Source organism: Alphaproteobacteria bacterium HT1-32, assembly GCA_009649675.1.
Classification (GTDB): Bacteria; Pseudomonadota; Alphaproteobacteria; order Rhodospirillales; family HT1-32; genus HT1-32.
The window spans coordinates 687,196-711,462 of the sequence record WJPL01000003.1 but is presented as its reverse complement, the minus strand read 5'-3'; the positions used below and the strand labels follow the sequence as shown (position 1 = coordinate 711,462).

The following is a 24,267-nucleotide window of genomic DNA, read 5'->3' as shown; positions in this document are numbered from 1 at the left end:
AATGCCGTCGCCCCTTCCTGACCGGTCTATTCTGCATCCGGCTGTTTGCCGGGCGCAGCATTCGCGAAGGCAGGCATTTCGTTGCAACGGCTGGCAATCTCGACAGATCGCGGGAAGGCGGAGAGGTCGCAATTGAAACGCTGGGCATTGAACACCTGCGGGACCAGACAGATATCGGCCAGACCGGGTGTGTCGCCATAGCAGAATTTGCCATGAGAAGAAGCCTGCAACAGCCCTTCCAATCCCCTGAAGCCTTCATTGATCCAGTGTTTGTACCAGATCAGCATATCTTCCTTGCTGCCGCCCAGAGGGCCGGTGATGTAGTCGAGAATACGCAGATTGTTGACGGGGTGAATATCGCAGGCAATCGCCTGTGCGATGGCGCGAACCTTGGCCCGCCCGAGCGGGTCAGATGGCAGAAATGCAGGCGTTGGGTGAACTTCATCAAGATATTCAATGATCGCCAGCGATTGTGTAAGTGCAGCCCCGTCGTCGGTTATCAGTGTCGGCACCAGACCCTGCGGGTTGAGGCTGAGATAATCCGGCTTCTGATGCTGTCCGCCGTCTTTTTTCAGATGCACGCTGATAAAGTCGTGCGGTAGTTCTTTGAGGGCCAGAGCGATTCTGACGCGATAGGCGGCAGAACTTCGGAAATAACCGTAATGCTTCATGTGCTGTCTCTCCCTTTGTAGTCCCGGGCCGGTGTGAGGGTATTTTATAACGTTAATCTGCTGTAGCGGACAGCCGGTCAACCTTGTTTCCAAGGCGATTCAGCAGGTTATCCAGCAAAGCGATTTCCTGTTCGTCCAGATCCGAGAGAAGCTCTGCCTCCCAGGCCAGTGCCAGCGGGATGATTTGTGCAAGCAACGCCTGCCCTCTGTCACTCAGGCTGAGAATCAGAGCGCGATTGTCGTCAGGGTCTGTCTGTCGGGTGATCAGCCCGGCCCGGGCCATTTTTGAGATTGTCCGGCTGATCTGAACCTTGTCCATAGAGCTGTGCCGGGCCAGTTCAGCGGCTGACAGCGGAGCAAATTGCCCCAGATTCGCAAGCACGCGCCATTGGGGTATCGAAATGCCGAAACGCTGCTTGTAGATACCGGCAAACGATACAGAAACCCGGCCGGCCAGAATCGACAGGCGGTAGGGCAGAAATTCCTCAAGCCGCAGTTCAGCCTGTCCGCTATCACTGTCTGTGCATTTTCTACCCATTGCAGCACCCGATCATTCTTGACTTAGTTTCATATGAAACTAATTTCAGATCACCCGTCAAGGCGCATCTCAGGGAGTGGAACATGAAGCACAATATCTCTTTTCCGCGTAGCTCCGGACTGGCTGCCCGGCAGGCGCATGTGGCTTTGCCGAAAGGCACTTATGAGCGCGAAATGGGGAAGGAGGGCTTCTTCGGTCCGGCCACTCATTTCTATCACGCCCATCCGCCTACGGGCTGGGTTGACTGGGAAGGTCCCCTTCGTCCCCGCGCATTTGACCTGAACCGGATCAGCGCGACGCAGGCCAGCCCCTGGGGGGCAACAACCATCCTGCACAATGCTTCCGTTCAGATGCGGTTCTGGCGTGCCCCGGCGAAAATGGATCACCTGGTCCGCAATGGCGATGGCGATGATCTGCTGTTCATTCATCAGGGGGCGGGGGATCTGTTCTGTGACTTTGGTCACCTGTCTTTTGAAGCCGGGGATTATCTGTTGCTGCCGCGGGGTACGATGTGGCGCATTGAAACCACAAGCCAGGTCACGGCCCTGATGATCGAGGCAACTAACGGATCCTACAAACTGCCGGATAAAGGCGTGCTTGGGCCACATGCAATTTTCGACCCTGCGGTGCTGGACACGCCGCTCATCAATGAACACTTCGAGAACCAGAAAACCCAGACCGGACCGGGTGGAGTCTGGCAGGTGCGGATCAAGCGGCGGAACGTCATCAGCACGGTCAGCTATCCCTACAACCCGCTGGATATTGTTGGCTGGAAAGGTGATCTTGCGGCTGTCCGGCTGAATCTGCGCGATATTCGGCCGGTCATGAGCCATCGCTATCATGTTCCGCCGTCAGTTCATTCCACCTTTGTGGCCGACCGGTTCGTCGTCTGTACCTTTACGCCGCGGCCTTTTGAAAGTGACCCGGAGGCGCTGAAAGTCCCATTTTATCATAACAATGATGATTTTGATGAAGTTCTGTTCTATCACGCCGGTGACTTTTTCAGCCGCGACAATATCGAGGTGGGAATGGTGACATTTCATCCCTGCGGATTCACGCACGGGCCGCATCCGAAAGCGCTGGAGGCTGCGTTTACGCCCCGTAAGCCGGCGACAGATGAATATGCGGTGATGGTGGATACCCGTGACCCGCTGGATATTGGTGCAATACCAGACGGGGTTGAGTGGGATGGTTATGTGGATTCCTGGCGTGTGAAGGAGAATACGGAGTGAAGCTTGCGACCCTGAAGGAAGGCGGCCGGGATGGTACGCTGATCGTTGTCAGCCGTGATCTGTCAAAGGCAGTCCGGGCAGACTCTGTTGCCCCCACAATGCAGTTTGCCGTGCAGAACTGGTATGATGTCGCGCCTCAGTTGGAACGCATTTATGACGGTTTGAATGAAGGCACTGAAAAGGATGCCTTTGATCTTGCCATGAGTGCACTGGCATCTCCTCTGCCGCGTGCCTATCAGTGGGCGGATGGCAGTGCCTACGTCAATCATGTGGAACTGGTGCGCAAAGCCCGGAATGCGGAAGTGCCGGCCAGTTTTTACGAAGACCCTCTGATGTATCAGGGCGGCTCCGACAGCTTTATCGGACCGCGTGACGATATCGAAATGGAAGACGAAGCCTGGGGCATTGATTTCGAGTCAGAGATCGCAGTGATTACAGATGATGTTCCGATGGGGCTCGCACCGGAACTGGCGGGAGCGCATATCAAGCTGCTGATGCTGGTGAATGATGTCAGTCTGCGAAACCTGATCCCGGCGGAACTGGAAAAGGGATTTGGTTTCTTTCAGTCCAAACCGTCATCCGCCTTCTCACCGGTTGCCGTAACCAGAGATGAACTGGGGGCCTCATGGCTGGGTGGCAAGCTTCACCTTCCGCTTCTGTCGGAACTCAACGGCAAGCCGTTCGGCAAGCCGCAGGCGGGTGTTGATATGACTTTCAACTTCCCGAGGCTGATCAGTCATGCGGCGAAAACCCGCCCCCTGGGAGCAGGCACCATCATCGGTTCGGGAACCGTTTCGAATAAACAGAACACCCGCTATGGCTCGGCCATTGAAGACGGTGGTGTCGGTTATTCCTGTATTGCTGAACTGCGCATGTACGAGACCATCAATAACGGCAAGCCGACCACCCCGTTCATGCAGTTCGGCGACACGATCCGTATCGAGATGCTGGATATCGACGGTACATCGATTTTCGGCGCAATCGATCAGAAGGTAGTGCGCTATCGCGGATGATCCGGGCAGACCGGCAGCAGGGTCTGCCGGATATCCCTTAAAGCCCGTCGACCAGCAGGAACCGGGTTCTGGCAGCGCCTTCCCGGGCAGCTTTCGCGGCGCCATATTCCGGTGAATTGTACCAGGTTCGCGCAGTATCCATATCCGGAAATTCGAGAATGACGGTTCGGGGCAGGTCGTTTTCGCCTTCCAGAATTTCCAGCGCGCCACCCCGGGCAATATACTTCCCGCCATAAGCCGAAATCGCAGCGGGGGCCATGGACTTGTAGGTTTCGTACGCTCCGGTGTCCTGAACATCGATCTGTGCAATCACGTAGGCTGTCATGTTCTGTCCTCATGAAAAGTGTCTGTTGGTTTCAGTATCCGGCGATCTGCCGCTTTGTCCCGTACAGAATGACGTGCAGGCGGACGTGATAAGGCGATAGCATGTCAGTGACAGATTAACTGGAACCGAAATCAAGCTGGGGCTGGGGCACTATGGCGGATGATCTCTGTCAACTGACGGCATGCGAGGCGGTTGACCTGCTTCATGCCGGCGAGGTTACGCCGCTGGATCTGGTCGAAGCGTCTGCGAAACGCATTGCCGCGGTGGATGCTGAACTCAATGCCATTCCGACGCTTTGTCCGGATCGGGCCCGCGATCATGCGCGGCGTATCATGGCGGGTACGGATGCTGCCGGCCTGCTGGGAGGGCTGCCGGTGGGAATCAAGGATCTGAGCCCCGTTGCCGGTGTCCGGTCTACCTGGGGATCGCCGGTTTTCTCCGGTCATGTTCCGGCAAGGTCATCTTTTATCGTCGAAACCCTCGAAGCACAGGGGGGGATTGTGATGGGCAAAACCAATACGCCGGAATTTGGCGCGGGTGGCTCGACCTTCAACGAGGTGTTCGGCAAGACACGTAATCCGTGGGACAGCCGGAAATCTGTTGCCGGATCTTCCGGCGGGTCGGCTGCTGCTGTCGCATCGGGGGCGGTGTTTGCCGCATTGGGCAGTGATCTCGGCGGGTCACTGCGTATGCCGGCGTCATTCAACGGGATTGTCGGCCTGCGACCCAGCCCCGGCGTCTGCCCTTTTGGTCCGGAAGAATATGCCTTCAGCCATCTGTCCGTTGAAGGCCCGATGGGGCGTACTGCGGCGGATGTGGCGCTGATGCTGGATGCACTTGCGCGCCGTCATGCAGAAGACCCGCTTTCGGTCGGTAACATATCCGGCGAAAGCTATCTCTCTCAGGTGCAGAACCGGCGACCGCCCGGACGAGTGGCCTTTGCCCCGGATCTTGGCGGCATCATGCCGGTTGATCCGATGGTGCAGGAGATCTGCCGGGCCGCAGCTGACAAGTTCAGAGAAGCTGGCGTTGAAGTGATTGAGGACTGCCCGGATCTGACTGCAGCCGCTGATTGTTTCCAGACCCTGCGGGCAGCCTGGTTTGTCGCCAATATGGGCCCGCTGATCAGGGAGCACAGAGACCAGTTCAAACCTGAAATCATCTGGAATTATGAGAAAGGTGCCGCCCTGACGGCTGATGAAATCGGCCAGGCTGAGCGTCAGAGATCAGCAATTTATCGCAGCATGCAGGATTTCTTCCGGCGTTATGACCTGCTGCTGTGCCCGACCACCATTGTGCCGCCGTTTGACGTAGATGTCCGGTATGTCGAGGAGGCAGCGGGTGTTAAGTTCGATAACTATATTGACTGGGTTACGGCGACCTCCGCGATTTCGGTCAGTGGTTGCCCGGCAGCGTCGGCTCCTGCTGGTTTTACTGACGAGGGGCTGCCTGTCGGTATCCAGATCATCGGCCCGATGCATGGTGACGGCCGGGTGCTTGCAGCAGTGGCTTTGCTTGATGAGATGACAGGTTATTCAAAATTGCTCCCGGTTGATCCCCGCATCTGTCACTGAGCCGGAGGCATATGGGGGCGGGAGAGCAGGTAGGCGAGGTCGTCAGTCTCATCGTCACCGCTGTCAGAGATCGGAAAGCTGCGAATTTCCTTCAGCAATTTCAGACGGATTGCCCGGACATAGTCGTCATAATCATTGGCCGGTATGACAAAGGCCGCCGGTCCGCCGATCAGTTGCTGGCGGTAATAGTAATCCAGCGTCGGAACATCATTCAGAATCGCCAGGCCGTTGATCGTAATGTTCTGCGCCAGAACCTGTGCCCGCAGGATAGCGAGTTCAGGTCCGCTGTTATTTCGTCCGTCGCCGGAAACATCGATGACCCGGCGGCTGCCAGAGAAGGGAGATCGCTGAAAGGCGTCCAGCGCGGCGGCCAGCGCGCCAGATATGGATGTCGCCCCCTCGGCAGTTACCCGTGGCATATTGGCGATTCGGGCGGAAAGCGCGATGGCTGAATCCTGACCGGTGACCAGGCTCCAGCCAATCGCCTGTTCCTGACTTTGATAGTTTGACCACTGAATCACGCTGACACCGATCCGGCCAAACTGTCCGTCTGCGATCGCCCTGATCACCTCAGGTGAGCGAAAGGCATCGGAAAGCCCCAGCACCTGAAGCGAGAATTCCTCTGAATCGACGCTGTAGGAACAGTCCAGTGCAAGCACCAGTTCGATATCCACAGGCATCTGCGCCGGAGCAGATGTAAACGTTCCGACAGTCGCGCAAAAAGCACCAGCCAGGATGCCGGTGGCTTCGCGTAATCTGCGAAAGAGCCTGTTCATGAAAATATGATGACCTGCCGGGACAGGCCGCGCAACGGGGGAAACCGGTGATTGTGTCGCATTTGTCCATCAGCTATGTCGCATTGATCCGGTTTGTGAAATTAATAGGTTTTGACAGACTAGGGCAGGTGCTTGTTATGATGAGTCATCAAAGTTCGGATCAACCGAACAAGGGAGCGACCCGGATGGTGGCGAAACGCCGCACCGGCAGGGAATAAAAACGCAGGGAGCCGTAATGGCCGAAACGAACGACGCATTCGTTCGCTTCAAGGGTGTACAGAAGAGCTATGACGGCGAAATTCTCGTCGTAAAGAATTTCAACCTCGATATCGAGGCTGGTGAATTCGTTACGATGCTGGGGCCGTCGGGATCAGGCAAGACAACTTGCCTGATGATGCTGGCTGGCTTCGAGCCCGCGACGCATGGCGAAATCTACCTTGATGGCGTACCGATCAATAATGTACCGCCGCACAAGCGCGGTATTGGTATGGTTTTTCAGAACTATGCCCTCTTTCCACATATGACAGTCAGCGAGAATCTCGCTTTCCCGCTTCAGGTCCGGAAAATGGACAGATCTGAAGTAGAAAGCCGGGTGCAGCGTGCCCTTGAAATGGTGCGGTTGCCGGAGTTCGGCGATCGTCGTCCCGGTCAGTTGTCAGGTGGACAGCAGCAACGTGTGGCGGTTGCCCGCGCGCTGGTCTTCGATCCGCAACTGGTCCTGATGGATGAGCCTCTGGGCGCGCTCGACAAGAATCTCCGCGAGGAAATGCAGTACGAGATCAAGCATATCCATGAAAGCCTCGGTGTTACGGTTGTCTATGTAACGCATGACCAGGCGGAAGCCCTGACCATGTCGAACCGTATTGCCGTGTTTGATGACGGTATTGTTCAGCAGCTTGCTGCACCGGACGTGCTGTATGAAAAGCCGGATAATGCCTTCGTCGCCGGGTTTATCGGTGAGAACAACAGGCTGATGGGCAAGGTCACTGCCATCGAAGGTGACATCTGCAACGTCGAGCTTGAAGGCGGCGGCGGTGCGGTTCAGGCGCTGCGGGTCAATGTCGATGCGGTCGGCGACCGGACAACCCTGTCATTGCGGCCGGAACGTGTGACCATCTCGCCGGCTGCCGGGGCGACGGACAATGCCTGTCCGGCCCGCGTCGAAGAATTGATTTACCTCGGTGACCATATCCGGACACGGCTGACCGTTTCCGGTAATGACCAGTTCATCGTGAAAGTTCCGAATGCTCATGGCCATATTCTTCTCAACCGGGGGGACGAGGTGAATGTTGGCTGGGCGACGGAGGACTGCCGCGCACTTGATGCGTGAGCAGGGTAAATGGAGAGCAGGACTGAATTTCGGGTCCTGCTAACTGTAACGCCGGCTCAGCCGGCACAATTGGGAGACAATCTGATATGAAGCATTTGCTCAAACATACAACGGCCATCGTTGCCGGCGTTGCTGCGATGGGTTTCGTTGCGGCCGGTCCGGCCGTTGCAGCGGACGCCATCACGGCGGTCTCGTGGGGTGGTTCCTACACGGTGAGCCAGCAGGAGGCCTATCATAAGCCTTACACGGCGAAGACCGGCATGAAGATCAATTCCGTTGATTATAACGGTGGTCTGGCCGAGATCCGCGCGCAGGTTGAAGCCAAGAACGTGACCTGGGACGTGGTTGATCTGGAACTCGCTGATGCGGTTCGTGGCTGCGATGAAGGCATGCTTGCCAAACTGCCGATTGATGAACTGCCCAAGGGTGCAGACGGAACACCAGCTGCCGATGATTTCCTCGCTGGTACGGTCACCGACTGTGCTGTTGGCACCATCGTCTGGTCGACAGTTATTGCCTATGACACCAACAAGGTGAAAGGCTACAAGACCATCGCTGATTTCTTCGATACGAAGAAGTTCCCGGGCAAGCGCGGTATGCGCAAGACCCCGAAGATCAATCTTGAGTGGGCTCTGATGGCGTCCGGTACGCCGGCCGACAAGGTCTATGACGAGCTGGGCACGGAAGAAGGCATCAATAAAGCTTTCGCAACTCTCGACAAGATCAAGAATGACGTGATCTGGTGGGAAGCCGGTGCACAGCCGCCGCAGATGATTGCTGATGGCGAAGTCGTCATGACTTCCGTCTATAACGGTCGTATCTTCAACGCCATTGCGGTTGAGAAGAAGCCCTTTGAAATCTCATGGGACGGTCAGATCTGGGATATCGATCTCTGGGGTATTCCGGCTGGTACGCCGCGCTTCAAGGAAGCCTGGGAATTCGTGAAATTCTCCACGGATACCCAGCGTCTTGCTGATCAGGCTTCATGGATTTCCTATGGCCCGACCCGCAAGTCCTCTGTGCCGCTGATTGGCAAGCATGCCACAGCCGGTATTCCGATGCTGCCGCACATGCCGACGGCACCGGACAACTTCAAGACTGCGCTGCAGAACGACTTTATCTTCTGGGCGGATAATTCGGACGAGCTGAACGAGCGTTTCAACGCCTGGTTGGCCAACTGATTGACCGGTTTGATGAGGGGCAGAGAAATCTGCCCCTCACTCCGTTCAGCCTGAAATTCATTAGGACATTTTTGCAATGAGCGCGACGGCAGCCGAGTCAAATCAGAACGACGCCGGTCAGATGATCACCGCGGACGGTATTCCGCTCAAGGTCAGCCTCGCCCGGGCGATGATGCGCAACAAGATGCGCGCCATGCTGCTCGTAGCACCACTTTTTCTGTTTATTCTTTTCAGTTTTATCCTTCCCATCGGTCAGATGCTGCTGCGCAGTATCGATAATCCGGCGCTGGTAGAGGGGATCCCCGAAACTCTTGCCCTGCTGGAAGAATGGGATCGTCAGGATGTCCCCTCGGAAGAGGTTTTTGCGACACTGGCACGTGAAATGATCCGGGGCTCCGAGGACCGGTCGATCGGTAAGGTCGGCGCGCGCCTGAATCAGGAATTCGCCGGTTCCCGCAGTCTGTTCAACAAGACTATCCGTCGCGTCAAGCGAATGGAGACCGGCCCCTATAAGGAAGCTTTCCTCAAGATCGACAAGGACTGGGGCGATGTTGAGCTCTGGAAGAACATCGACCGGATGGGGAAACAATATACGACTGCCTATTTCGCGGCAGCAATCGACATGCGCTACAATGGCGATGGCGAACTGATCGAACAGCCGGAATACAAACAGATATACGTGAAGCTGTTTGGCCGTACGATCTGGATGAGCATTATGGTGACGATCACCTGTATCATCCTCGGCTACCCGATCGCCTATCTGCTTGCGACCCTGCCGATGCGAACCAGTAATCTGCTGATGATCATGGTCCTGCTGCCGTTCTGGACATCACTGTTGGTGCGGACGACATCCTGGATTGTCATTCTCGGCAAGGAAGGTGTGCTGAACGAGACGCTGGTCTGGCTCGGTATCATAAGTACGGATTCCCGGTTGGAACTGATGTTCAACGAAAAAGGTGTGGTCATTGCGATGACCCATATCCTGCTGCCGTTCATGGTATTGCCGCTCTACAGCGTGATGAAAACCATTCCGCCAACCTATATGCGGGCAGCGCGATCTCTCGGGGCCAATCCGGCACTTGCCTTCTGGCGGGTCTATGTACCGCAGACGGTGCCGGGTATCGGAGCGGGATCTATCCTCGTTTTCATCGTTGCGATTGGTTACTACATCACGCCGGCACTGGTCGGCGGGTCTGATGGCCAGATGATTTCGAACCTGATCGCCTATCACATGCAGAAATCGCTGAACTGGGGACTGGCTGCGGCACTTGGCGCAATCCTGTTGTCCGGTGTGCTGGCGCTCTACTGGCTCTACAACAAGATTGTCGGTATCGACAATATGAAGTTCGGCTGAGGGGAGGCCTGAATCATGTCACTTCCATCCTATGCCGGTCCGCTTGAAACCGCCTGGTACTATGGCTACCGGTTCATTTGCGGTCTGATCTTTCTGTTTCTGATCCTGCCGATTCTGGTGATCATCCCGCTCAGCTTCAATGCAGAGCCCTACTTCACGTTCACACCCGGTATGCTGTCGCTCGACCCGGACGCTTTTTCGCTCCGCTGGTATGAGGATATGGTCACCAACGTTCAGTGGACCCATTCGGCGAAGAACAGTGTGATCATCGCATTCTTCTCGACCATTCTGGCGACCGGTCTTGGTACGCTTGCTGCACTTGGTCTGTCGAAATCCTACATGCCGTTCCGCTCACTGTTCATGGGCATTCTGATTTCACCGATGATCGTGCCGCTGATCATCTCGGCAGCCGGGATGTTTTTCTTCTATTCAGATGTCGGGTTGTCCTCGACGCTGACCGGGATTGTGCTGGCGCATACTGCGCTGGGGACACCTTTCGTCATCATTACGGTGACGGCAACGCTGGTGGGCTTTGACCAGTCGCTGAACCGGGCAGCACTCAGTCTCGGGGCAAATCCGCGAACTGTTTTCTTCAAGGTGACAATGCCGCTGATTCTGCCGGGTGTTATCAGCGGAGCCCTGTTCGCCTTCATTACCTCGTTCGACGAGGTTGTTGTTGTGCTGTTCCTGGCTGGATATGAAGAACGCACGATCCCGCGTCAGATGTTCTCGGGCCTGCGGGAGCAGATCAGTCCGACTATTCTTGCGGTGGCAACGGTTCTGGTGGCGATATCAATTGCCCTGCTGGCCTCGCTGGAAATTCTGCGACGCCGTAACGAGCGGTTGCGGGGTATCACGCCACATTAGTTTCAGACGGTGCGTTGGGGGAGACCGCCGTCAGGGGGAGGGGCCTGTTGCTTCATGCAGCAGGCCCCTGTTTTTTGTATTCCGGTATAAGTGGGAAAGATGTTCGGGGGCGTGGCTCAGTATGCGAGCCAGGCATCCTGCGGGGTTTCTGCACGGACCCGGAACAGGGGGCTGCGGCCATCCGCGGCAGGCTGATAGGCGGTCGGGATTTCGTTGACCGCCTTTATCCATTCAGCCGTGTCCACAGCATCCGACAATTCGAAGGCATCAACACCGCAGCGGACCATGAAACCGTACTGATCGCGCAGGACATCCCCGACAGCCCGGATTTCGCCGAGATAGCGATATCGTTCCCGCAGGATACGGGCCGTGGAATAGGACCGGCCATCGGTAAAAGCCGGGAAATCGACGGCCACGACTTCGAGGACTGAGAGGTCATCAGCGATATCTTCTGCTGACTCACTGCTTTTCAGCAGTACCCCGACGCCTGCCAGAATTTCAGTCAGTCGGGATTTTTCAGCTTTCCAGCGTTGCAGGGAAACAATGGCCCGTGATCCGGGTGCTGCCGGTGTATCATCATCCAGCCGAACCCAGGCGTCATCAATCGCAACGCCATTTCTAATCAGTGACATAAACCGCCTCCTTGAAGGGTTTCAGACCGACACGGTCGTAGGTGTCGATGAAAGTCTCGTCGTCTTTGCGTTCCTGGACATAAGCATCCAGCAGGCGCTCGACGGCGGTTGAAACGTTGTCGTAAGAGACTGCCGGACCGATGACATCACCCAGACGGGCATTCTCATCTGCACGGCCGCCGATCGTGATCTGGTAATATTCTTCACCCCGGCGATCGACGCCCAGAATGCCGATATTGCCGATGTGATGATGCCCGCAGGCATTGATACAGCCCGATATTTTCACCGACAGGTCCCGCAGGTCATGCTGGCGGTCAATGTTATCAACCCGGTGCTGAATACGCTGTGCCACCGGGATAGACCGGGTGTTGGCAAGCGCACAGTAATCCAGGCCGGGGCAGGCGATGATATCGGAAATCAAACCGATATTCGCTGTACCGAGGCCGGCTTCTTCCAGCGCCTGCCACAGGCTGTGCATGTCGGACAGCCGGACATGCGGCAGCACCAGATTCTGGGTGTGCGTAACGCGGATCTCACCAAGGCTGTAGCGCTCGGCCAGTTCTGCGACTTTCTCCATCTGCTCTGCGGTTGCATCACCGGGGACGCCACCAATCGGCTTCAGGGAGATCACGGCAATGCCGTAACCTGGCTGACGGTGGGCGGCGACGTTCGTCCTGGTCCAGCGGGCGAATGCCTGATCCTCGAAACGGGCGACTTCATAACTGCGAACCGGGGTTTCGATGGTCTCGAAAGCCGGCGCTGCAAAGAAGGCGCGGATGCGGGCGACTTCTTCATCGGGCAATACCAGCGCGCCATTACGCAGATGTTCCCATTCGGCATCAACCTGACGGCGTACTTCATCTATGCCAAGCTCATGCACCATGATCTTGATCCGGGCCTTGTACTTGTTGTCCCGGCGTCCGATCAGGTTGTAGGTCCGCAGGATGGCCTCAAGATAGGACAGCAGGTCACGCTGGCTGACAAATTCCCGGATTGTCTTTCCGATCATCGGGGTACGGCCAAGGCCGCCGCCAACCAGTACTTCAAAGCCGATCTCGCCAGCTTCATTGCGTCGCAGCGCCAGTCCGATGTCATGCACCTTGATGGCGGCGCGGTCGTCTTCACTGCCGGTTACTGCGATCTTGAACTTGCGGGGCAGGAACGAGAATTCGGGATGCAGGGTTGACCACTGGCGAATGATTTCGCACCAGACCCGGGGGTCATCAATTTCACCGGCCACGGCACCCGCGAACGGATCGGATGTGGTGTTGCGGATAGTGTTGCCGCTGGTCTGGATTGCATGCATCTCGACCGATGCCAGTTCGGCCAGAATGTCCGGTGACTGTTCCAGCTTGATCCAGTTGAACTGGATATTCTGGCGGGTGGTGAAATGTCCGTAGCCACGGTCATACTTCCGCGAAATTTCAGCCAGTTTCCGCATCTGTCCGGAGGACAGGGTGCCGTAGGGAACGGCAACCCGCAGCATATAGGCATGCAGTTGCAGATAGAGGCCGTTCATCAGGCGCAGCGGCTTGAACTGGTCTTCTGAGAGGTCGCCAGCAAGACGGCGGCTGACCTGACCGCGATACTGTTCTACACGATTTGCCACAAACGCGTGGTCATACTGATCATACTGATACATTTCAGGCGGCCTTCTTTTTCAGACCCGCGGTACCAAACAGGATGGTCGGTCCCTGGGCGCGGATACGTTCACGGAATCGGGTGAGGTAGACAGAGCCGTCACGCAGCTCTGCATCTATCGGGTAGGCATCGACGACATGGTGCCGGGCAACGGCATCGCGACCGGCTGCTTCAGCCTTTTCTATCGCTTCATCGCTTTCCAGCAGATGAGCGGACAACACGTCAGTGGTCCAGACACCCTGCGGGTCAAGATAGACAACAGCGCCGTCGACAAGGCGGTTTGCGGTAAAAACTTTTGCCATGATCAGGCTCCTGCTGCGGCGCGCGGGGCATCCTGCGCGTGGGTAAGGGGGGTAAAGCGGGCTTCTTCTCCGGCAATGCCGAGAGCAGCTGTTTCACCGACATAGATGATTGCCGGGCCCGTGATGTCATATTGACCGATCAGGTCCGTGAGGGCGCCCAGCTGGCCGCGGACGAGTCTCTGGCCGGGCTGTGTGCCGCTCTGGGTAATCGCAACCGGTGTTGCAGCGGAAAGGCCGGCCTCAAGCAGATGTGCCTGTGTTGAGGCTGCCTGACGTACACCCATATAAATCGCCAGCGTTCCGTTCAGGTCAGCCAGTGCCTGCCAGTTCACACCGGGTTCGCCGTCTTTGCCATGGGCCGTTACGAAGGTAACGGATTGTGTGTGATCGCGGTGGGTCAGTGGCAGGCCAACCTCGGCTGCACAACCCACGGCAGCGGTGATGCCGGGTACGATCTGGACAGGGATGTCATGATCTGCAAGCCAGGCCTGTTCTTCGCCGCCACGACCGAAAACAAACGGGTCTCCGGCTTTCAGGCGAACAACGGTTTTGCCGGAACGGGCAAGATCGAGCATCAGCTGATTGGTTTCTTCCTGCGGAACGGATGGCCCGCCGGCCATTTTACCGACGCTGATCCGGTCGGCATCACGACGGGCATGTTCCAGCACGGCTTCCGGAACCAGCCGGTCATACAGAATGACATCTGCTTCCTGCAGGGCACGGGCGGCCTTGATGGTCAGCAGTTCCGGATCGCCGGGACCTGCACCGACAAGGAGTACCTTGCCATGGGATTGGGGGGACTGGATGCCGTTGAGGTCGGCAATCATCGCAGCCCTTGCTTCCGGTTCTTTACCGGCGAGGACCAGTTCACTGATCTGGCCGTCAAAGAAACGTTCCCAGAAGGCCCGGCGATCGCGTTCCGAAGGTTTCAGACGCTTCACCGTGTCACGGAACCGGGCGGCAAAACTGGCAACCCTGCCCAGTTGCTCCGGTACAGCGGCTTCAATCAGGGTCTTGATCCGTCGGGCAAGGACCGGGGCGCTGCCATCTGTCGAGATCCCGATGACGACAGGTGCCCGGTCAATGATTGAGCCCATGGTGAAGGTGGAGATTTCCGGCCGGTCGACGGCGTTAACGGGAACGCCTGCCCTGATCGCGGCCCGGGAGACCGCGCTGTCGGTCTGCTCATCACCCGTGGCAGCAAACACGACCGCTGCATCCTGCATATCTTCATCACTGAAGGGGCGGCGGATGAGGGTGATGCGCGGGTTGTCAGCCAGCCGGGTCATTTCTGCATCAGGGTCAGGTGCCACGACACGCACAGCGGCGGCTGATTTCAGGACCAGTCGCAGTTTACGGACAGCCAGTGCACTGCCACCAACGATGACAGCGGTTTTGCCCTGAAGCGGCAGAAAGATTGGTAAAGCGATATGAGTCATGGTTTTTCACATTTGGTTCGTGAAACAACTTAATTCACGCATAAAAAATGTCTAAATATATTTAATTATCAATATTTTTATGTGAAATATATGTGATCCGGTTCATATCTTTGTGTGCGGGCTGCCGGATATAAAAACGGCAGCTGAAATACCCTGACGGGAGAACGCCTCAATGTTTAAGCTTATGATTAAGCTTATTGTTCTGGGATTACTGATTGTTGCCTATCACGGTGTGACTGACTATCAGCCTCAGGCGCGGATGTCTGCGGGCAGTTATCCAGGCGACCCGGATAGTGGGAGCAATAGTTTTTCTGCAGGTATGGATATGTCGTGATATTGGCCTGTCCGACGCTGGACGTGACAGGGCTGACGGGTAATGTTGGCTTTCTGAAAGACAGAGAGGTCGTTATGCCGAATATCGAAAACTATCCGGAATTTGCTGATCCTCAGGCCCGTCCCCGCTATACCGGGCTGCCAACTTTTATGCGTGCCCCTTACCGCGAAACCTTCGCGGATGTGGATATTGGTCTGATCGGTATTCCCTATGATGGCGGCGTGACCAATCGCACCGGTGCCCGGCATGGTCCGCGCGAGATTCGCAATCAGTCGAGCCTGATGCGCAAAATTAATCAGGCCTCGAAAATTGCGCCGTTCGATCTTTGCCGCGTTGCCGATATCGGCGATGCCTGGGTCGCCAGCCCGTTCCATCTGGAAGAAAGTCTGGCAGAGATCGGAGAATTTTATCAGCGGGTTCATCAGGCCGGGATTACACCGATTTCAGCTGGTGGCGACCATTCAGTCACCCTGCCCATTTTCCGCGGCATTTGCGCCGACAGGCCGGTCGGCATGGTACATTTCGATGCACATTGCGATACCGGCGATGATTACCTCGGATCCAAATTTCATCACGGTGCGCCGTTTCGCCGGGCTGTTGAGGAAGGTCTGCTGGACCCCAAACGGACCATCCAGATTGGCATTCGCGGTGGCGTGAATGATACGGATATCTGGAAGTTCAGCCATGATAGCGGCATGCGGGTCATCTATATCGAGGAATTCTACGAGATCGGCGTGAAGGGGGTGATCGAGGAAGCCCGGCGTGTTGTCGGTGATGGTCCGACCTATGTCAGTTTTGACGTTGATGGCCTCGATCCGGTTTATGCGCCGGGAACGGGCACCCCTGAATGCGGCGGGTTCTCTACATTGGAGGCGCAGCTGATGATTCGCGGGCTGCGCGGGCTTAACTTGGTCGGCGGGGATGTGGTGGAGGTGGCCCCACCTTTCGACCCGACAGGAAATACAGCTCTGGTCGGGGCGACCATCATGTTTGAAATTCTTTGCATTGTTGCCGACTCACTTGCGGCACGGAGGGGCTGATGTCGACCAACCTGCTGACCAACCGCGATCGCCTCTGGGACAGCCTGATGTCGATGGCTGAAGTCGGACCGGGCACAGAGGGTGGCAGTCGCCGTCTTGCCCTGACAGATGAAGACCTGGCCGGGCGTGAGCTGTTTATCAGCTGGTGCCGGGAGGCCGGCTGTCGCATCGGGATTGACCAGATGGGCAATATCTTCGCCCGTCGTGAGGGAACAGACCCGGATGCCGCGCCAGTGATGACAGGCAGCCATCTCGATACCCAGCCACATGGCGGCAAGTTTGACGGCGTCTATGGTGTGCTGGCCGGGCTGGAGGTTATCCGCTCCCTGAACGACATGAATATTCAGACCCGTGCACCGGTTGAGGTGGTTTGCTGGACGAATGAAGAAGGCTCCCGGTTTTCACCGGCAATGGTCGGCTCGGGCGTGTTCGTCGGACAGTTCACCCTTGATTACGGTCTGGCGCGAACTGACGCTGACGGGATAACCCTTGGCAGTGAGCTTGTGCGTATCGGGCATAATGGCGGGGAACCCTGCGCGCCTCGTCCGGTTGCCGCCTACTTTGAAGCGCATATCGAACAGGGGCCGATTCTTGAAGGGGCCGAAAAAACCATTGGTGTGGTTACCGGCGGGCAGGGATCAAGCTGGTTCGAGGTGACCTTCAGCGGTCAGGACAGCCATGCCGGAACAACCCCGATGAATGTCCGTCGGGATGCGCTGCTGGGGGCGGCGCGTCTGGTCGTGGCGGTGAACGAGATCGGGCTCAGGAATCAGGAGGTCGGCGTCACCACGGTTGGTCGTCTTGATGTCGAACCGAACAGTCGCAACACCATTCCGGGCGCTGTCAGTCTGGATGCGGATATCAGGGCCTTCAGTCAGGATGCGCTTGAGGCAATGGGGCGTGATATGGAAGCAGCGGCAAGAGACATCGCCAGAGACCTTGGTCTGGACGTCACCTGTACCTTGCTGGCCCGCAAGGCACCGACGGTTTTTGACAAGGGAATGGTTGATCTGGTGCGCCGGTCATCCGAGAAACTGGGGCTGGCACATATGGATATCGTCTCCGGTGCGGGACATGACGCCATTTACCTGTCGGCTATTGCACCAACAGCCATGATCTTCATTCCCTGCGAGAATGGTCTCAGCCACAACGAGGCAGAATCCGCGACCCCTGACGACATCACCGCCGGAACCAATGTCCTGCTGGCTGCAATGTTGCAGGCAGCGGGGCAGGATTAGCCATCCGTTGCAGTTGCGCCTCTCAACGCAAAAGAGCCCATCATACAGATGTCATCCCCGCGAAAGCGGGGACCCAGGTTGGAATGAAACAGCCCCGCCAGCCTGAAGAGGTCGGCGGGGCTGTCGCTTCAGAGGCTGGTGTCAGATGACGCCGTCAGCGATGAGACGGTCGAAGCCTTTCTTGACGCCGCGGCTGACCTTGTCGACGATTTCGTCGGCTTCTGCCGGGGTCAGGATCAGGGGCGGTGCGAAGCCGAGCACATCGCCATGCGGCATGGCGCGGCAGATGACACCTTCGTCGGCACAGGCCATGGCCAGCTTTGCGGCAACCTTCTGGCCCTTTTCGAAAGGTTTCTTGCTGCCCGGATCGGCAACAAATTCGACGGCAGCCAGCAGGCCTTCGCCGCGAACTTCTGCGAGATGGCTGTGACCGGCAAAGGCATCTTTCAGGCCCTTGATGAAATGTGCACCGGTTGTGGCAGCATTTTCGGTCAGCTTCTGTTCTTCGATGAGTTCAAGATTGGCAATGGCAGCAGCAGCGCAGATCGGGTGGGCCGAGTAGGTCCAGCCATGGTTGAACACGCCGAGTTCGTCAGAGCCTTCTTCGATGGCCTTCCAGACCCGGTCGCCGACGATGCAGCCTGAAAGCGGCAGATAGGCACTGGTCAGGCCTTTGGCGACGCTCATCAGGTCGGGTTTCATATTGTAATGCTGCGATCCGAAGTTGGAGCCGAGACGACCAAACCCGCAGACCACTTCATCAGCAATCAGCAGAATGTCGTGCTTGTTCAGAACCGGCTGGATTTCATCCCAGTAACCTTCCGGCGGGGGAACGATACCACCCGTGCCGAGCATGGGCTCAGCGATGAAAGCCCCGACGGTCTCCGGACCTTCGGCCTGAATCATGGCTTCGAGATCTGCGGCACATTTCTTCGAGAAGTCGCGTTCGGACATGCCGGGGGCGGCTTCCCAGTAGTGATGTGGTGCCGTGGTGTGGCGGACCATGTCGAGCGGCAGGTCGAACATCTTGTGGAAAATCGGCAGGCCGGTCAGTGATCCGGCCATGACGGAACTGCCATGATAGCCGCGATGGCGTGAAATGATCTTCTTCTTTTCCGGTTTGCCCCGGACATTGTGGTAATACCAGACCAGCTTTGCCTGAGTCTCGTTGGCGTCAGACCCGGACAGACCGTAATAAACCCGCGACATGCCTTCCGGCGCGAGTTCGATGATTTTTTCGGACAGGCGGATCACCGGTTCATGCGAATGACCGGCATAGACATGATAGTAAGCCAGCTTATGTGCCTGCTCAGCGATGGCATCAGCAACCCTGGTCTGGCCATAGCCGATATTAACGCAATAAAGACCGGCAAAGGCATCAATCATTTCCTTGCCCTTGCTGTCACGGATGCGGATGCCCGATGCCGTTTCGATGATTCGCGGATCACCCAGTTCCCCGCGGGAGAACGCGCCCATCTGGGTCATCGGGTGGATCACCGTATCCCGGTCGATCTGTTCGAGCGGAATGTTTCTCAGCTTGTCGTCGGGCATCTGCGGTCTCCTGAATGAATGATGGCGACAGGATAGTCGCAGCAGGCTCGAAAGTGCTGTTGATTTGCGCCCGTGGAACAGAATTAAATTCTGATAATTCAAATTTTCGGGTATTTAATTCTGATCGGGTCAGGGTTGTTTCAGGAGAGGGGAATTGCGCTGTCGCTCTTGACCGTGTTGGTGACCACATAGCTGAAATATTTACCGATACCGACATCGGCATCGAGGTGATGCTGAATGAATGCCTGATAATGGGAAACGTCTCGGGCAACGACTTTCAGCAGGTAATCGAACCCGCCGCCGGTACCGTGACATTCAATCACTTCCGGTGCCTGCTGCATGGCGGCTTCAAACTTCCGGAAGGTCTGGGCTGTATGTTCACGCAATGTCACCTCGACAAAGAAGATGGCAACCGGGCCGACTTTTGCGAGATTCAGGGAAGCGTGAAATCCGGCGATGACACCGGCATCAATCAGGCGTCTCAGGCGGGCGTGACAGGGGCTTGGTGTCAGTCCGACACGCTCTGCCAGCAGGCGATTGGTCAGCCGGCCATCCTGCTGTAATGCGGCCAGCATCTTCAGATCAATTTCGTCGAGCTTCAAACCGGCCATGGCAGGTTGCCCCGTCCTTTCCCATATCTCCCGCAACACACTGAAACACAGTCTGGTAGGAGGCCCCTCATATGTCACGACGGATAACCATTACCCCGGCAAAGACAACCTTTGAAGTTCGTTATAATGGTGCGGTCATTGCCAGCAGCGACAGGGTACAGATGCTGGTGGAGGCGGGTCATGACCCGGTGCCTTATTTTCCCCTCGATTCTGTCGATCACAGCCGGCTGGCTGCCACCGATCATCGTACTTCCTGTCCCTACAAGGGGGAGGCGAGTTACTGGTCAGTTACGGTCGACGGGAAGTCATCTGAAAATGCTGTCTGGAGTTATGCGGATCCGCTGGAAGAGGTGATGGAAATCGCCGGTCATATGGCGTTCTATGCCAACAGAATGGAGAAAATTGGACCTGTGGAGTAACTGATGGCTGATATCGTCGTTTCGGAATTTCTGGATGACGCCGCGCTGGCGCGGCTTGCTGCTTATGAAGTGCATTATGATCCTGACCTGGTGGACCACCCTGAGGATCTGATTGAAGCCTGCCGGGGTGCCCGCGGGCTGATTGTCCGCAATCGTACGAAGGTTACCCGTGCCTTGCTGGAGGCAGCATCAAAGCTCGAAGTTGTCGGACGGCTGGGGGTTGGACTTGATCAGATCGACTTGCCGGCCTGTGCTGAACATGACGTGACGGTCTGTCCGGCCAGCGGTGCAAATGCACTGGCGGTGGCAGAATATGTCATCGGCTCCATCTTTCATCTTTCTCGGCTGTCGCTGTCGAACACGCCGGCGGTTCTTGCCGGTGCCTGGCCGCGTACGAAAACCCGGGAATGGGAAGTGGCCGGTCGCACATTGGGAATTATCGGATTTGGCCATATCGGACGAATGACGGCGGGTCTGGCCCGTGGCCTGGGTATGCGGATCATCGCCTGCGATCCGTTTCTTGATGATCACGACCCGGCCTGGACGGAAGCAGAGCGACGCGATCTTCCGGCACTGCTGGCAGAGGCGGATACGGTCAGCCTGCATGTGCCCCTGACCGACAGCACACGCGGCATGATTGGTGCGGCAGAAATCGACCAGATGAAAGCCACAGCCTTTTTGATCAATACCGCACGTGGTGGTGTTGTTGATAACGAAGCCGTGGCAACTCGTCTGCGTGACGGAAAGCTCGGCGGGGCGGCGCTGGATGTATTTGAAGGTGAGCCGCTCAGTGCAGAACAGGCTTTCCCGCTCCGCGATGCCCCGAACCTGATTCTCACGCCCCATATTGCGGGCCTGACGGATGAAGCACTTGACCGGGTCAGTACAATGACGGTTTCGAATGTCCTGCGGGTTCTGGAAAGCAACTGACCGATAATGGGTGCCATAAACCTGTAATCCGGATTTTGTATGGTTGCACTGTATAGCTGACCTGAACTGGATGACCGGCCTTCCCCAAAGCGGTCTCCCCCGGTCAGCAGACTCTGAGACCGATGCCGTTCAGACGGCAGATTTCCTGAGGCTGATCGACGTCCCCTGCCGTCGGTCAGCCTTTTCTTTTTATATCAGGTGGTTAGCTGATTTTTACTAAAGTATAATCTAAGTAATTGTATGTCGAATGTGACAAATTTTGTTTGCGGTTTGACTAAGTGGAAATACGAATATCGGGATTACGGTCCTCCTCTTAATATCATTCTTTCATGATTTTGGCGTCGTGCCGAATTCGGGGGAGGAAAACAATGAGATTTAATCCTGGATTGCGAATGCAACTGACGCTGGCGACCGGTGTGTTGCTGGCTTTGTCGACCCTGACCGTTGCTGTTATCGCCTGCTACATCGTCAGCATCGACCTCAAGGCAGAAGTGGTCGCCCGTCAGAATGCGAGCTTGCGTGCTGCGGCTATTCTCCTCCGCAAGAACTTCCCCGAGACGACTTTCAGCATCTCCGCTTCAGGTAGGGTTGAGGGGCTGAGGATGTCGGAAATTCCGGAATTTTCTGATCATACGATGATTGACGAAATCGGTCTTGTTACCGGCGAGACGGCAACGGTTTTCAAATGGGAAGAGGACACGAAAGACTTCTGGCGCAAAACCACCAACATCATCAAGGATGATGGTGCACGGGCCGTCGGGACGCCGCTGGGGCAGAAAGGCCGGGTGTATCCGGTTCTTACCTCTGGCAGGACCTATAACGGTGAAGCGACGATTCTGGGTAAAGACTACTACACAATTTATGAGCCAATATTCTCACCGCAAAAGCAGGTTGTCGGAATTCTGTATGCCGGGGTCCTGAAATCAAATCTGGATTCAGCATTGTGGAATATTGTCCGTGGTGTCGCTGTTTCCGCGCTGATTGCGACCGCACTGGGCATTCTGATTGCTGTTCTGATGACAAGGCTGATAACCGCACCGTTACCGGCCCTGTCCGCACTCATGCGACGCCTGTCTGGTGGCGAAACGAATATCGATATCCCGTTTGACAGCCGCGGAGACGAGATTGGCGGTATGGCACGCGCACTTGATGTATTCCGGGCCAACATGCTGGAAAAAGACGAGTTGGAGAAACAGCAGCATATGGAGCGGGAACAGACCGAACAGCGCAACCGGGAATCACGTGGCAGGCTGGCTGATTCTTTTGAAGAACAGGTTGGGGGCCTGGTCGGAACCGTGTCTGAAGCTGCTTCCGGGATGCGGCTCTCGGCAGACAAGGTCAGCCAGACAACGGATCAGGCAAGGACAGGCACCGACCAGGCGAATAGTGCTGCGGTTGAAGCGAATGCAAATGTTCAGTCGGTAAGTGCTGCTGCAGAAGAACTGTCATCCTCGATCGAGGAAATTCGCCAGCAGGTGGCCCGATCAAGTGACATTGCCACGCGGGCTGTCAATGAAGCAGGCAGTGCCCAGGAACGCATGGATGGACTGGTTACCGCTGCACAGCGTGTGGGTGAGGTGGTCAGCCTTATTGCGGATATCGCAGAGCAGACCAATCTGCTGGCCCTGAATGCAACGATTGAAGCTGCCCGGGCAGGTGATGCGGGCAAGGGGTTTGCGGTAGTCGCCAGTGAGGTGAAAACGCTGGCGTCACAGACTGCCAAGGCGACCGAAGATATCAGCAAACAGGTCGGTACAATTCAGACAGCGACTACCGGTGCGGCGGAAGCCATTGCCGGGATTTCCACGATCATCCGGGAGATCGAACAGATTGCCGGTGAGCTGACATCGTCGATTGATCAGCAGGGCGCTGCAACTTCAGAGATCGCGAGCAGTGTTCACCGGGGCTCGGAAAGTGTCATGACGGCATCATCCCGGATTGGCGAGGTGAAGGATATCGTTGCTATCACAGATACTTCGGCACGAGAGATGCGGGATGCAACGGAAAGGCTTGAAACAGTCGCACAGGAAATGCGTGAAAAGCTGAGCGGCTTTCTGTCACAGATACGAAACTGACGCTTCATATCTGTTAATCTGTAACGGGGCCTGTTTCCATATGGAGACAGGCCCTTTTCTTTTGTCTGCCGAATGGCGAAAGTAGGGCAACTCAAAAATCAGGAATTAGGAAACGTTGATGAAGCTGCTTGTTTTGCCCGGCGATGATATCGGTCCGGAAATTGTACCTGTCGCCGTCGAAGTACTGGAGGCGGTCAACCGCAAGTTTGGCCTGGGGGTCGAACTGACCTATGCGAAAGTCGGGATGGAGGCTTATGCGGAAAGCGGCTCGACGATGCCGGACGCGCTGGTGGCGCAGGCAAAAGCACATGATGGTGTGATTCTCGGGCCTCTGGGCACTTATGCCTATCCGCCAAAGGAAGAAGGCGGCATCAATCCATCCGGTGGATTCCGCAAGGCACTTGACCTCTATGCCAACCTGCGCCCGGCAAAAACCTATCAGGGTGTACCTTCCACGGTAACAGCCATGGATATGGTTGTGGCCCGGGAGAATACCGAAGGCTTTTATGCGGACCGTAACATGTTTGCCGGTTCCGGCGAGTTCATGCCGACGGAAGACGTGGCACTTGCCGTCCGGAAAATTACACGGGCGGGATGCGAAAGGATCGCCCGCAGCGCCTTTACGCTGGCACAGCGCCGGCGCAAGAAGGTCGCCGTTGTCCATAAGGCAAATGTGCTGAAAATGAGCTGCGGCATGTTCCGGGATATTTCGTTCGATGTTGCGAAAGAGTTTCCGGATGTTGAGGTCGAAGAACTGATCATTGATGCAGCGGCGGCCCATCTGGTGCGCCGTCCGGCCAGTTTTGATGTTCTTCTGACCAGCAATATGTATGGGGATATTCTCTCCGACCTGGCTTGCGAGCTTTCAGGCGGGCTGGGCATGGGGCCGTCAATTAATGTCGGTGATCAGTTTGGTCTGGCGCAGGCATCGCATGGTTCTGCACCGGATATTGCGGGTCAGGACAAGGCCAACCCCGGCGGGATCGTTCTGTCCGTGGCAATGCTGCTGGGCTGGCTGGGCGATCGCCATAACCGGCCTGAATACCATCAGGCACAGCAGGCAATTGATAGTGCGGTGACCCGCCAGTTGCAGGATCCGGCAGGCCGGACCGGCGATTTGGGTGGTACGGCAGGCACCCGTTCATTCGGGGAACAGCTTGTGAAGGCGATCATGGCCTGACGATTACAGGATAA

Annotated in this window: 24 protein-coding genes; 14 read left to right on the top strand and 10 right to left on the bottom strand. The window is 56.6% G+C overall.

Features of this window, described 5'->3' with window-relative positions; translation table 11 throughout:
* Positions 1-26: 26 nt before the first annotated feature.
* Positions 27-671 carry a maleylacetoacetate isomerase gene (maiA, locus tag GH722_18820; protein MRG73819.1) on the bottom strand — a complete coding sequence of 215 codons (645 nt, stop codon included), beginning with the start codon at positions 669-671 and terminating at the stop codon, positions 27-29.
* Between the two features lie 52 nt (positions 672-723).
* Entirely contained in the window at positions 724-1,209 is a 486-nt protein-coding gene (locus tag GH722_18815; GenBank protein MRG73818.1) for a MarR family transcriptional regulator, read from the bottom strand.
* 83 nt (positions 1,210-1,292) lie between these two features.
* Here GH722_18815 and GH722_18810 point away from each other — a divergent pair, with 83 nt between their 5' ends.
* Entirely contained in the window at positions 1,293-2,441 is a 1,149-nt protein-coding gene (locus tag GH722_18810) for a homogentisate 1,2-dioxygenase (protein ID MRG73817.1), read from the top strand.
* Complete coding sequence (locus GH722_18805; protein MRG73816.1) at positions 2,438-3,454, top strand: 2-keto-4-pentenoate hydratase; 1,017 nt, start codon at positions 2,438-2,440, stop codon at positions 3,452-3,454. Before GH722_18810 ends, GH722_18805 begins: the two co-directional genes overlap by 4 nt.
* 37 nt (positions 3,455-3,491) lie before the next feature.
* Here GH722_18805 and GH722_18800 read toward each other — a convergent pair whose 3' ends face one another.
* Positions 3,492-3,779 (bottom strand): DUF1330 domain-containing protein, encoded by a 288-nt coding sequence (locus GH722_18800; GenBank protein ID MRG73815.1) that lies wholly within the window; start codon positions 3,777-3,779, stop codon positions 3,492-3,494.
* A 152-nt stretch (positions 3,780-3,931) separates the two neighbouring features.
* On the opposite strand from GH722_18800, the gene GH722_18795 reads away from it, so the two are divergent.
* Positions 3,932-5,353: an amidase gene (locus GH722_18795; GenBank protein MRG73814.1), complete on the top strand. Its 1,422-nt coding sequence runs from the start codon at positions 3,932-3,934 to the stop codon at positions 5,351-5,353.
* Here GH722_18795 and GH722_18790 read toward each other — a convergent pair.
* Complete coding sequence (locus tag GH722_18790) at positions 5,347-6,129, bottom strand: DUF1194 domain-containing protein (GenBank protein MRG73813.1); 783 nt, start codon at positions 6,127-6,129, stop codon at positions 5,347-5,349. The two genes, GH722_18795 and GH722_18790, sit on opposite strands and share 7 nt — an antisense overlap.
* A 235-nt stretch (positions 6,130-6,364) precedes the next feature.
* On the opposite strand from GH722_18790, the gene potA reads away from it, so the two are divergent.
* From potA to GH722_18770, 4 genes are all read left to right on the top strand, one after another.
* Positions 6,365-7,459: a polyamine ABC transporter ATP-binding protein gene (potA, locus tag GH722_18785; protein MRG73812.1), complete on the top strand. Its 1,095-nt coding sequence runs from the start codon at positions 6,365-6,367 to the stop codon at positions 7,457-7,459.
* An 86-nt stretch (positions 7,460-7,545) separates the two neighbouring features.
* Positions 7,546-8,640: an extracellular solute-binding protein gene (locus GH722_18780; GenBank protein MRG73811.1), complete on the top strand. Its 1,095-nt coding sequence runs from the start codon at positions 7,546-7,548 to the stop codon at positions 8,638-8,640.
* Positions 8,641-8,761: 121 nt separating this feature from the next.
* Complete coding sequence (locus GH722_18775) at positions 8,762-9,994, top strand: ABC transporter permease subunit (GenBank protein MRG73810.1); 1,233 nt, start codon at positions 8,762-8,764, stop codon at positions 9,992-9,994.
* A gap of 15 nt (positions 9,995-10,009) precedes the next feature.
* Entirely contained in the window at positions 10,010-10,861 is an 852-nt protein-coding gene (locus tag GH722_18770) for an ABC transporter permease subunit (protein MRG73809.1), read from the top strand.
* Between the two features lie 116 nt (positions 10,862-10,977).
* On the opposite strand, the gene GH722_18765 is transcribed toward GH722_18770, so the two are convergent.
* From GH722_18765 to cobA, 4 genes are read right to left on the bottom strand one after another with little or no spacing between them, the layout of a single operon-like run.
* Positions 10,978-11,493 (bottom strand): DUF934 domain-containing protein, encoded by a 516-nt coding sequence (locus tag GH722_18765; protein MRG73808.1) that lies wholly within the window; start codon positions 11,491-11,493, stop codon positions 10,978-10,980.
* Complete coding sequence (locus GH722_18760) at positions 11,480-13,135, bottom strand: nitrite/sulfite reductase (protein ID MRG73807.1); 1,656 nt, start codon at positions 13,133-13,135, stop codon at positions 11,480-11,482. The genes GH722_18765 and GH722_18760 overlap by 14 nt, the downstream gene beginning before the upstream one ends.
* A 1-nt stretch (position 13,136) precedes the next feature.
* Positions 13,137-13,436, bottom strand: a complete 300-nt coding sequence (locus GH722_18755) for a DUF2849 domain-containing protein (protein MRG73806.1) — start codon at positions 13,434-13,436, stop codon at positions 13,137-13,139.
* A gap of 2 nt (positions 13,437-13,438) precedes the next feature.
* Positions 13,439-14,875: a uroporphyrinogen-III C-methyltransferase gene (cobA, locus tag GH722_18750; GenBank protein MRG73805.1), complete on the bottom strand. Its 1,437-nt coding sequence runs from the start codon at positions 14,873-14,875 to the stop codon at positions 13,439-13,441.
* 172 nt (positions 14,876-15,047) lie between these two features.
* Here cobA and GH722_18745 point away from each other — a divergent pair, with 172 nt between their 5' ends.
* The 3 genes from GH722_18745 to GH722_18735 all read left to right on the top strand — a co-directional run bounded on the left by GH722_18745 (position 15,048) and on the right by GH722_18735 (position 17,487).
* The gene (locus GH722_18745) at positions 15,048-15,209 is read left to right on the top strand and encodes a hypothetical protein (GenBank protein MRG73804.1); all 162 of its coding nucleotides are present in this window, start codon (positions 15,048-15,050) and stop codon (positions 15,207-15,209) included.
* 74 nt (positions 15,210-15,283) lie between these two features.
* Positions 15,284-16,249 carry an agmatinase gene (gene speB, locus GH722_18740; GenBank protein MRG73803.1) on the top strand — a complete coding sequence of 322 codons (966 nt, stop codon included), beginning with the start codon at positions 15,284-15,286 and terminating at the stop codon, positions 16,247-16,249.
* Positions 16,249-17,487 carry a hydantoinase/carbamoylase family amidase gene (locus GH722_18735; GenBank protein ID MRG73802.1) on the top strand — a complete coding sequence of 413 codons (1,239 nt, stop codon included), beginning with the start codon at positions 16,249-16,251 and terminating at the stop codon, positions 17,485-17,487. The genes speB and GH722_18735 overlap by 1 nt, the downstream gene beginning before the upstream one ends.
* A gap of 141 nt (positions 17,488-17,628) precedes the next feature.
* On the opposite strand, the gene GH722_18730 is transcribed toward GH722_18735, so the two are convergent.
* Both GH722_18730 and GH722_18725 read right to left on the bottom strand, forming a co-directional pair.
* Positions 17,629-19,023 carry an aminotransferase class III-fold pyridoxal phosphate-dependent enzyme gene (locus GH722_18730; protein MRG73801.1) on the bottom strand — a complete coding sequence of 465 codons (1,395 nt, stop codon included), beginning with the start codon at positions 19,021-19,023 and terminating at the stop codon, positions 17,629-17,631.
* Between the two features lie 155 nt (positions 19,024-19,178).
* On the bottom strand, positions 19,179-19,649 hold the full coding sequence (locus GH722_18725) for a winged helix-turn-helix transcriptional regulator (GenBank protein MRG73800.1): 471 nt from the start codon (positions 19,647-19,649) through the stop codon (positions 19,179-19,181).
* 71 nt (positions 19,650-19,720) lie between these two features.
* Here GH722_18725 and GH722_18720 point away from each other — a divergent pair, with 71 nt between their 5' ends.
* The 4 genes from GH722_18720 (at position 19,721) to GH722_18705 (ending at position 24,253) form a co-directional block, all read left to right on the top strand.
* Positions 19,721-20,068, top strand: coding sequence for a DUF427 domain-containing protein (locus GH722_18720; GenBank protein MRG73799.1), 348 nt, complete (start codon positions 19,721-19,723; stop codon positions 20,066-20,068).
* Positions 20,069-20,071: 3 nt separating this feature from the next.
* The gene (locus tag GH722_18715; protein MRG73798.1) at positions 20,072-20,998 is read left to right on the top strand and encodes a 3-phosphoglycerate dehydrogenase; all 927 of its coding nucleotides are present in this window, start codon (positions 20,072-20,074) and stop codon (positions 20,996-20,998) included.
* Positions 20,999-21,327: 329 nt separating this feature from the next.
* Positions 21,328-23,073: a HAMP domain-containing protein gene (locus tag GH722_18710; GenBank protein MRG73797.1), complete on the top strand. Its 1,746-nt coding sequence runs from the start codon at positions 21,328-21,330 to the stop codon at positions 23,071-23,073.
* Between the two features lie 118 nt (positions 23,074-23,191).
* Positions 23,192-24,253, top strand: coding sequence for an isocitrate/isopropylmalate dehydrogenase family protein (locus GH722_18705; protein ID MRG73796.1), 1,062 nt, complete (start codon positions 23,192-23,194; stop codon positions 24,251-24,253).
* Positions 24,254-24,267 lie beyond the last annotated feature (14 nt).

Excerpts from the sequence above, each read along its gene's own strand:
- maiA (MRG73819.1), bottom strand. The coding sequence starts at position 671 with ATGAAGCATTACGGTTATTTCCGAAGTTCTGCCGCCTATCGCGTCAGA.
- GH722_18815 (MRG73818.1), bottom strand. The coding sequence starts at position 1,209 with ATGGGTAGAAAATGCACAGACAGTGATAGCGGACAGGCTGAACTGCGG.
- GH722_18810 (MRG73817.1), top strand. The coding sequence starts at position 1,293 with ATGAAGCACAATATCTCTTTTCCGCGTAGCTCCGGACTGGCTGCCCGG.
- GH722_18800 (MRG73815.1), bottom strand. The coding sequence starts at position 3,779 with ATGACAGCCTACGTGATTGCACAGATCGATGTTCAGGACACCGGAGCG.
- GH722_18795 (MRG73814.1), top strand. The coding sequence starts at position 3,932 with ATGGCGGATGATCTCTGTCAACTGACGGCATGCGAGGCGGTTGACCTG.
- GH722_18790 (MRG73813.1), bottom strand. The coding sequence starts at position 6,129 with ATGAACAGGCTCTTTCGCAGATTACGCGAAGCCACCGGCATCCTGGCT.
- potA (MRG73812.1), top strand. The coding sequence starts at position 6,365 with ATGGCCGAAACGAACGACGCATTCGTTCGCTTCAAGGGTGTACAGAAG.
- GH722_18780 (MRG73811.1), top strand. The coding sequence starts at position 7,546 with ATGAAGCATTTGCTCAAACATACAACGGCCATCGTTGCCGGCGTTGCT.
- GH722_18775 (MRG73810.1), top strand. The coding sequence starts at position 8,762 with ATGATCACCGCGGACGGTATTCCGCTCAAGGTCAGCCTCGCCCGGGCG.
- GH722_18770 (MRG73809.1), top strand. The coding sequence starts at position 10,010 with ATGTCACTTCCATCCTATGCCGGTCCGCTTGAAACCGCCTGGTACTAT.
- GH722_18765 (MRG73808.1), bottom strand. The coding sequence starts at position 11,493 with ATGTCACTGATTAGAAATGGCGTTGCGATTGATGACGCCTGGGTTCGG.
- GH722_18760 (MRG73807.1), bottom strand. The coding sequence starts at position 13,135 with ATGTATCAGTATGATCAGTATGACCACGCGTTTGTGGCAAATCGTGTA.
- GH722_18755 (MRG73806.1), bottom strand. The coding sequence starts at position 13,436 with ATGGCAAAAGTTTTTACCGCAAACCGCCTTGTCGACGGCGCTGTTGTC.
- cobA (MRG73805.1), bottom strand. The coding sequence starts at position 14,875 with ATGACTCATATCGCTTTACCAATCTTTCTGCCGCTTCAGGGCAAAACC.
- GH722_18745 (MRG73804.1), top strand. The coding sequence starts at position 15,048 with ATGTTTAAGCTTATGATTAAGCTTATTGTTCTGGGATTACTGATTGTT.
- speB (MRG73803.1), top strand. The coding sequence starts at position 15,284 with ATGCCGAATATCGAAAACTATCCGGAATTTGCTGATCCTCAGGCCCGT.
- GH722_18735 (MRG73802.1), top strand. The coding sequence starts at position 16,249 with ATGTCGACCAACCTGCTGACCAACCGCGATCGCCTCTGGGACAGCCTG.
- GH722_18725 (MRG73800.1), bottom strand. The coding sequence starts at position 19,649 with ATGGCCGGTTTGAAGCTCGACGAAATTGATCTGAAGATGCTGGCCGCA.
- GH722_18720 (MRG73799.1), top strand. The coding sequence starts at position 19,721 with ATGTCACGACGGATAACCATTACCCCGGCAAAGACAACCTTTGAAGTT.
- GH722_18715 (MRG73798.1), top strand. The coding sequence starts at position 20,072 with ATGGCTGATATCGTCGTTTCGGAATTTCTGGATGACGCCGCGCTGGCG.
- GH722_18710 (MRG73797.1), top strand. The coding sequence starts at position 21,328 with ATGATTTTGGCGTCGTGCCGAATTCGGGGGAGGAAAACAATGAGATTT.
- GH722_18705 (MRG73796.1), top strand. The coding sequence starts at position 23,192 with ATGAAGCTGCTTGTTTTGCCCGGCGATGATATCGGTCCGGAAATTGTA.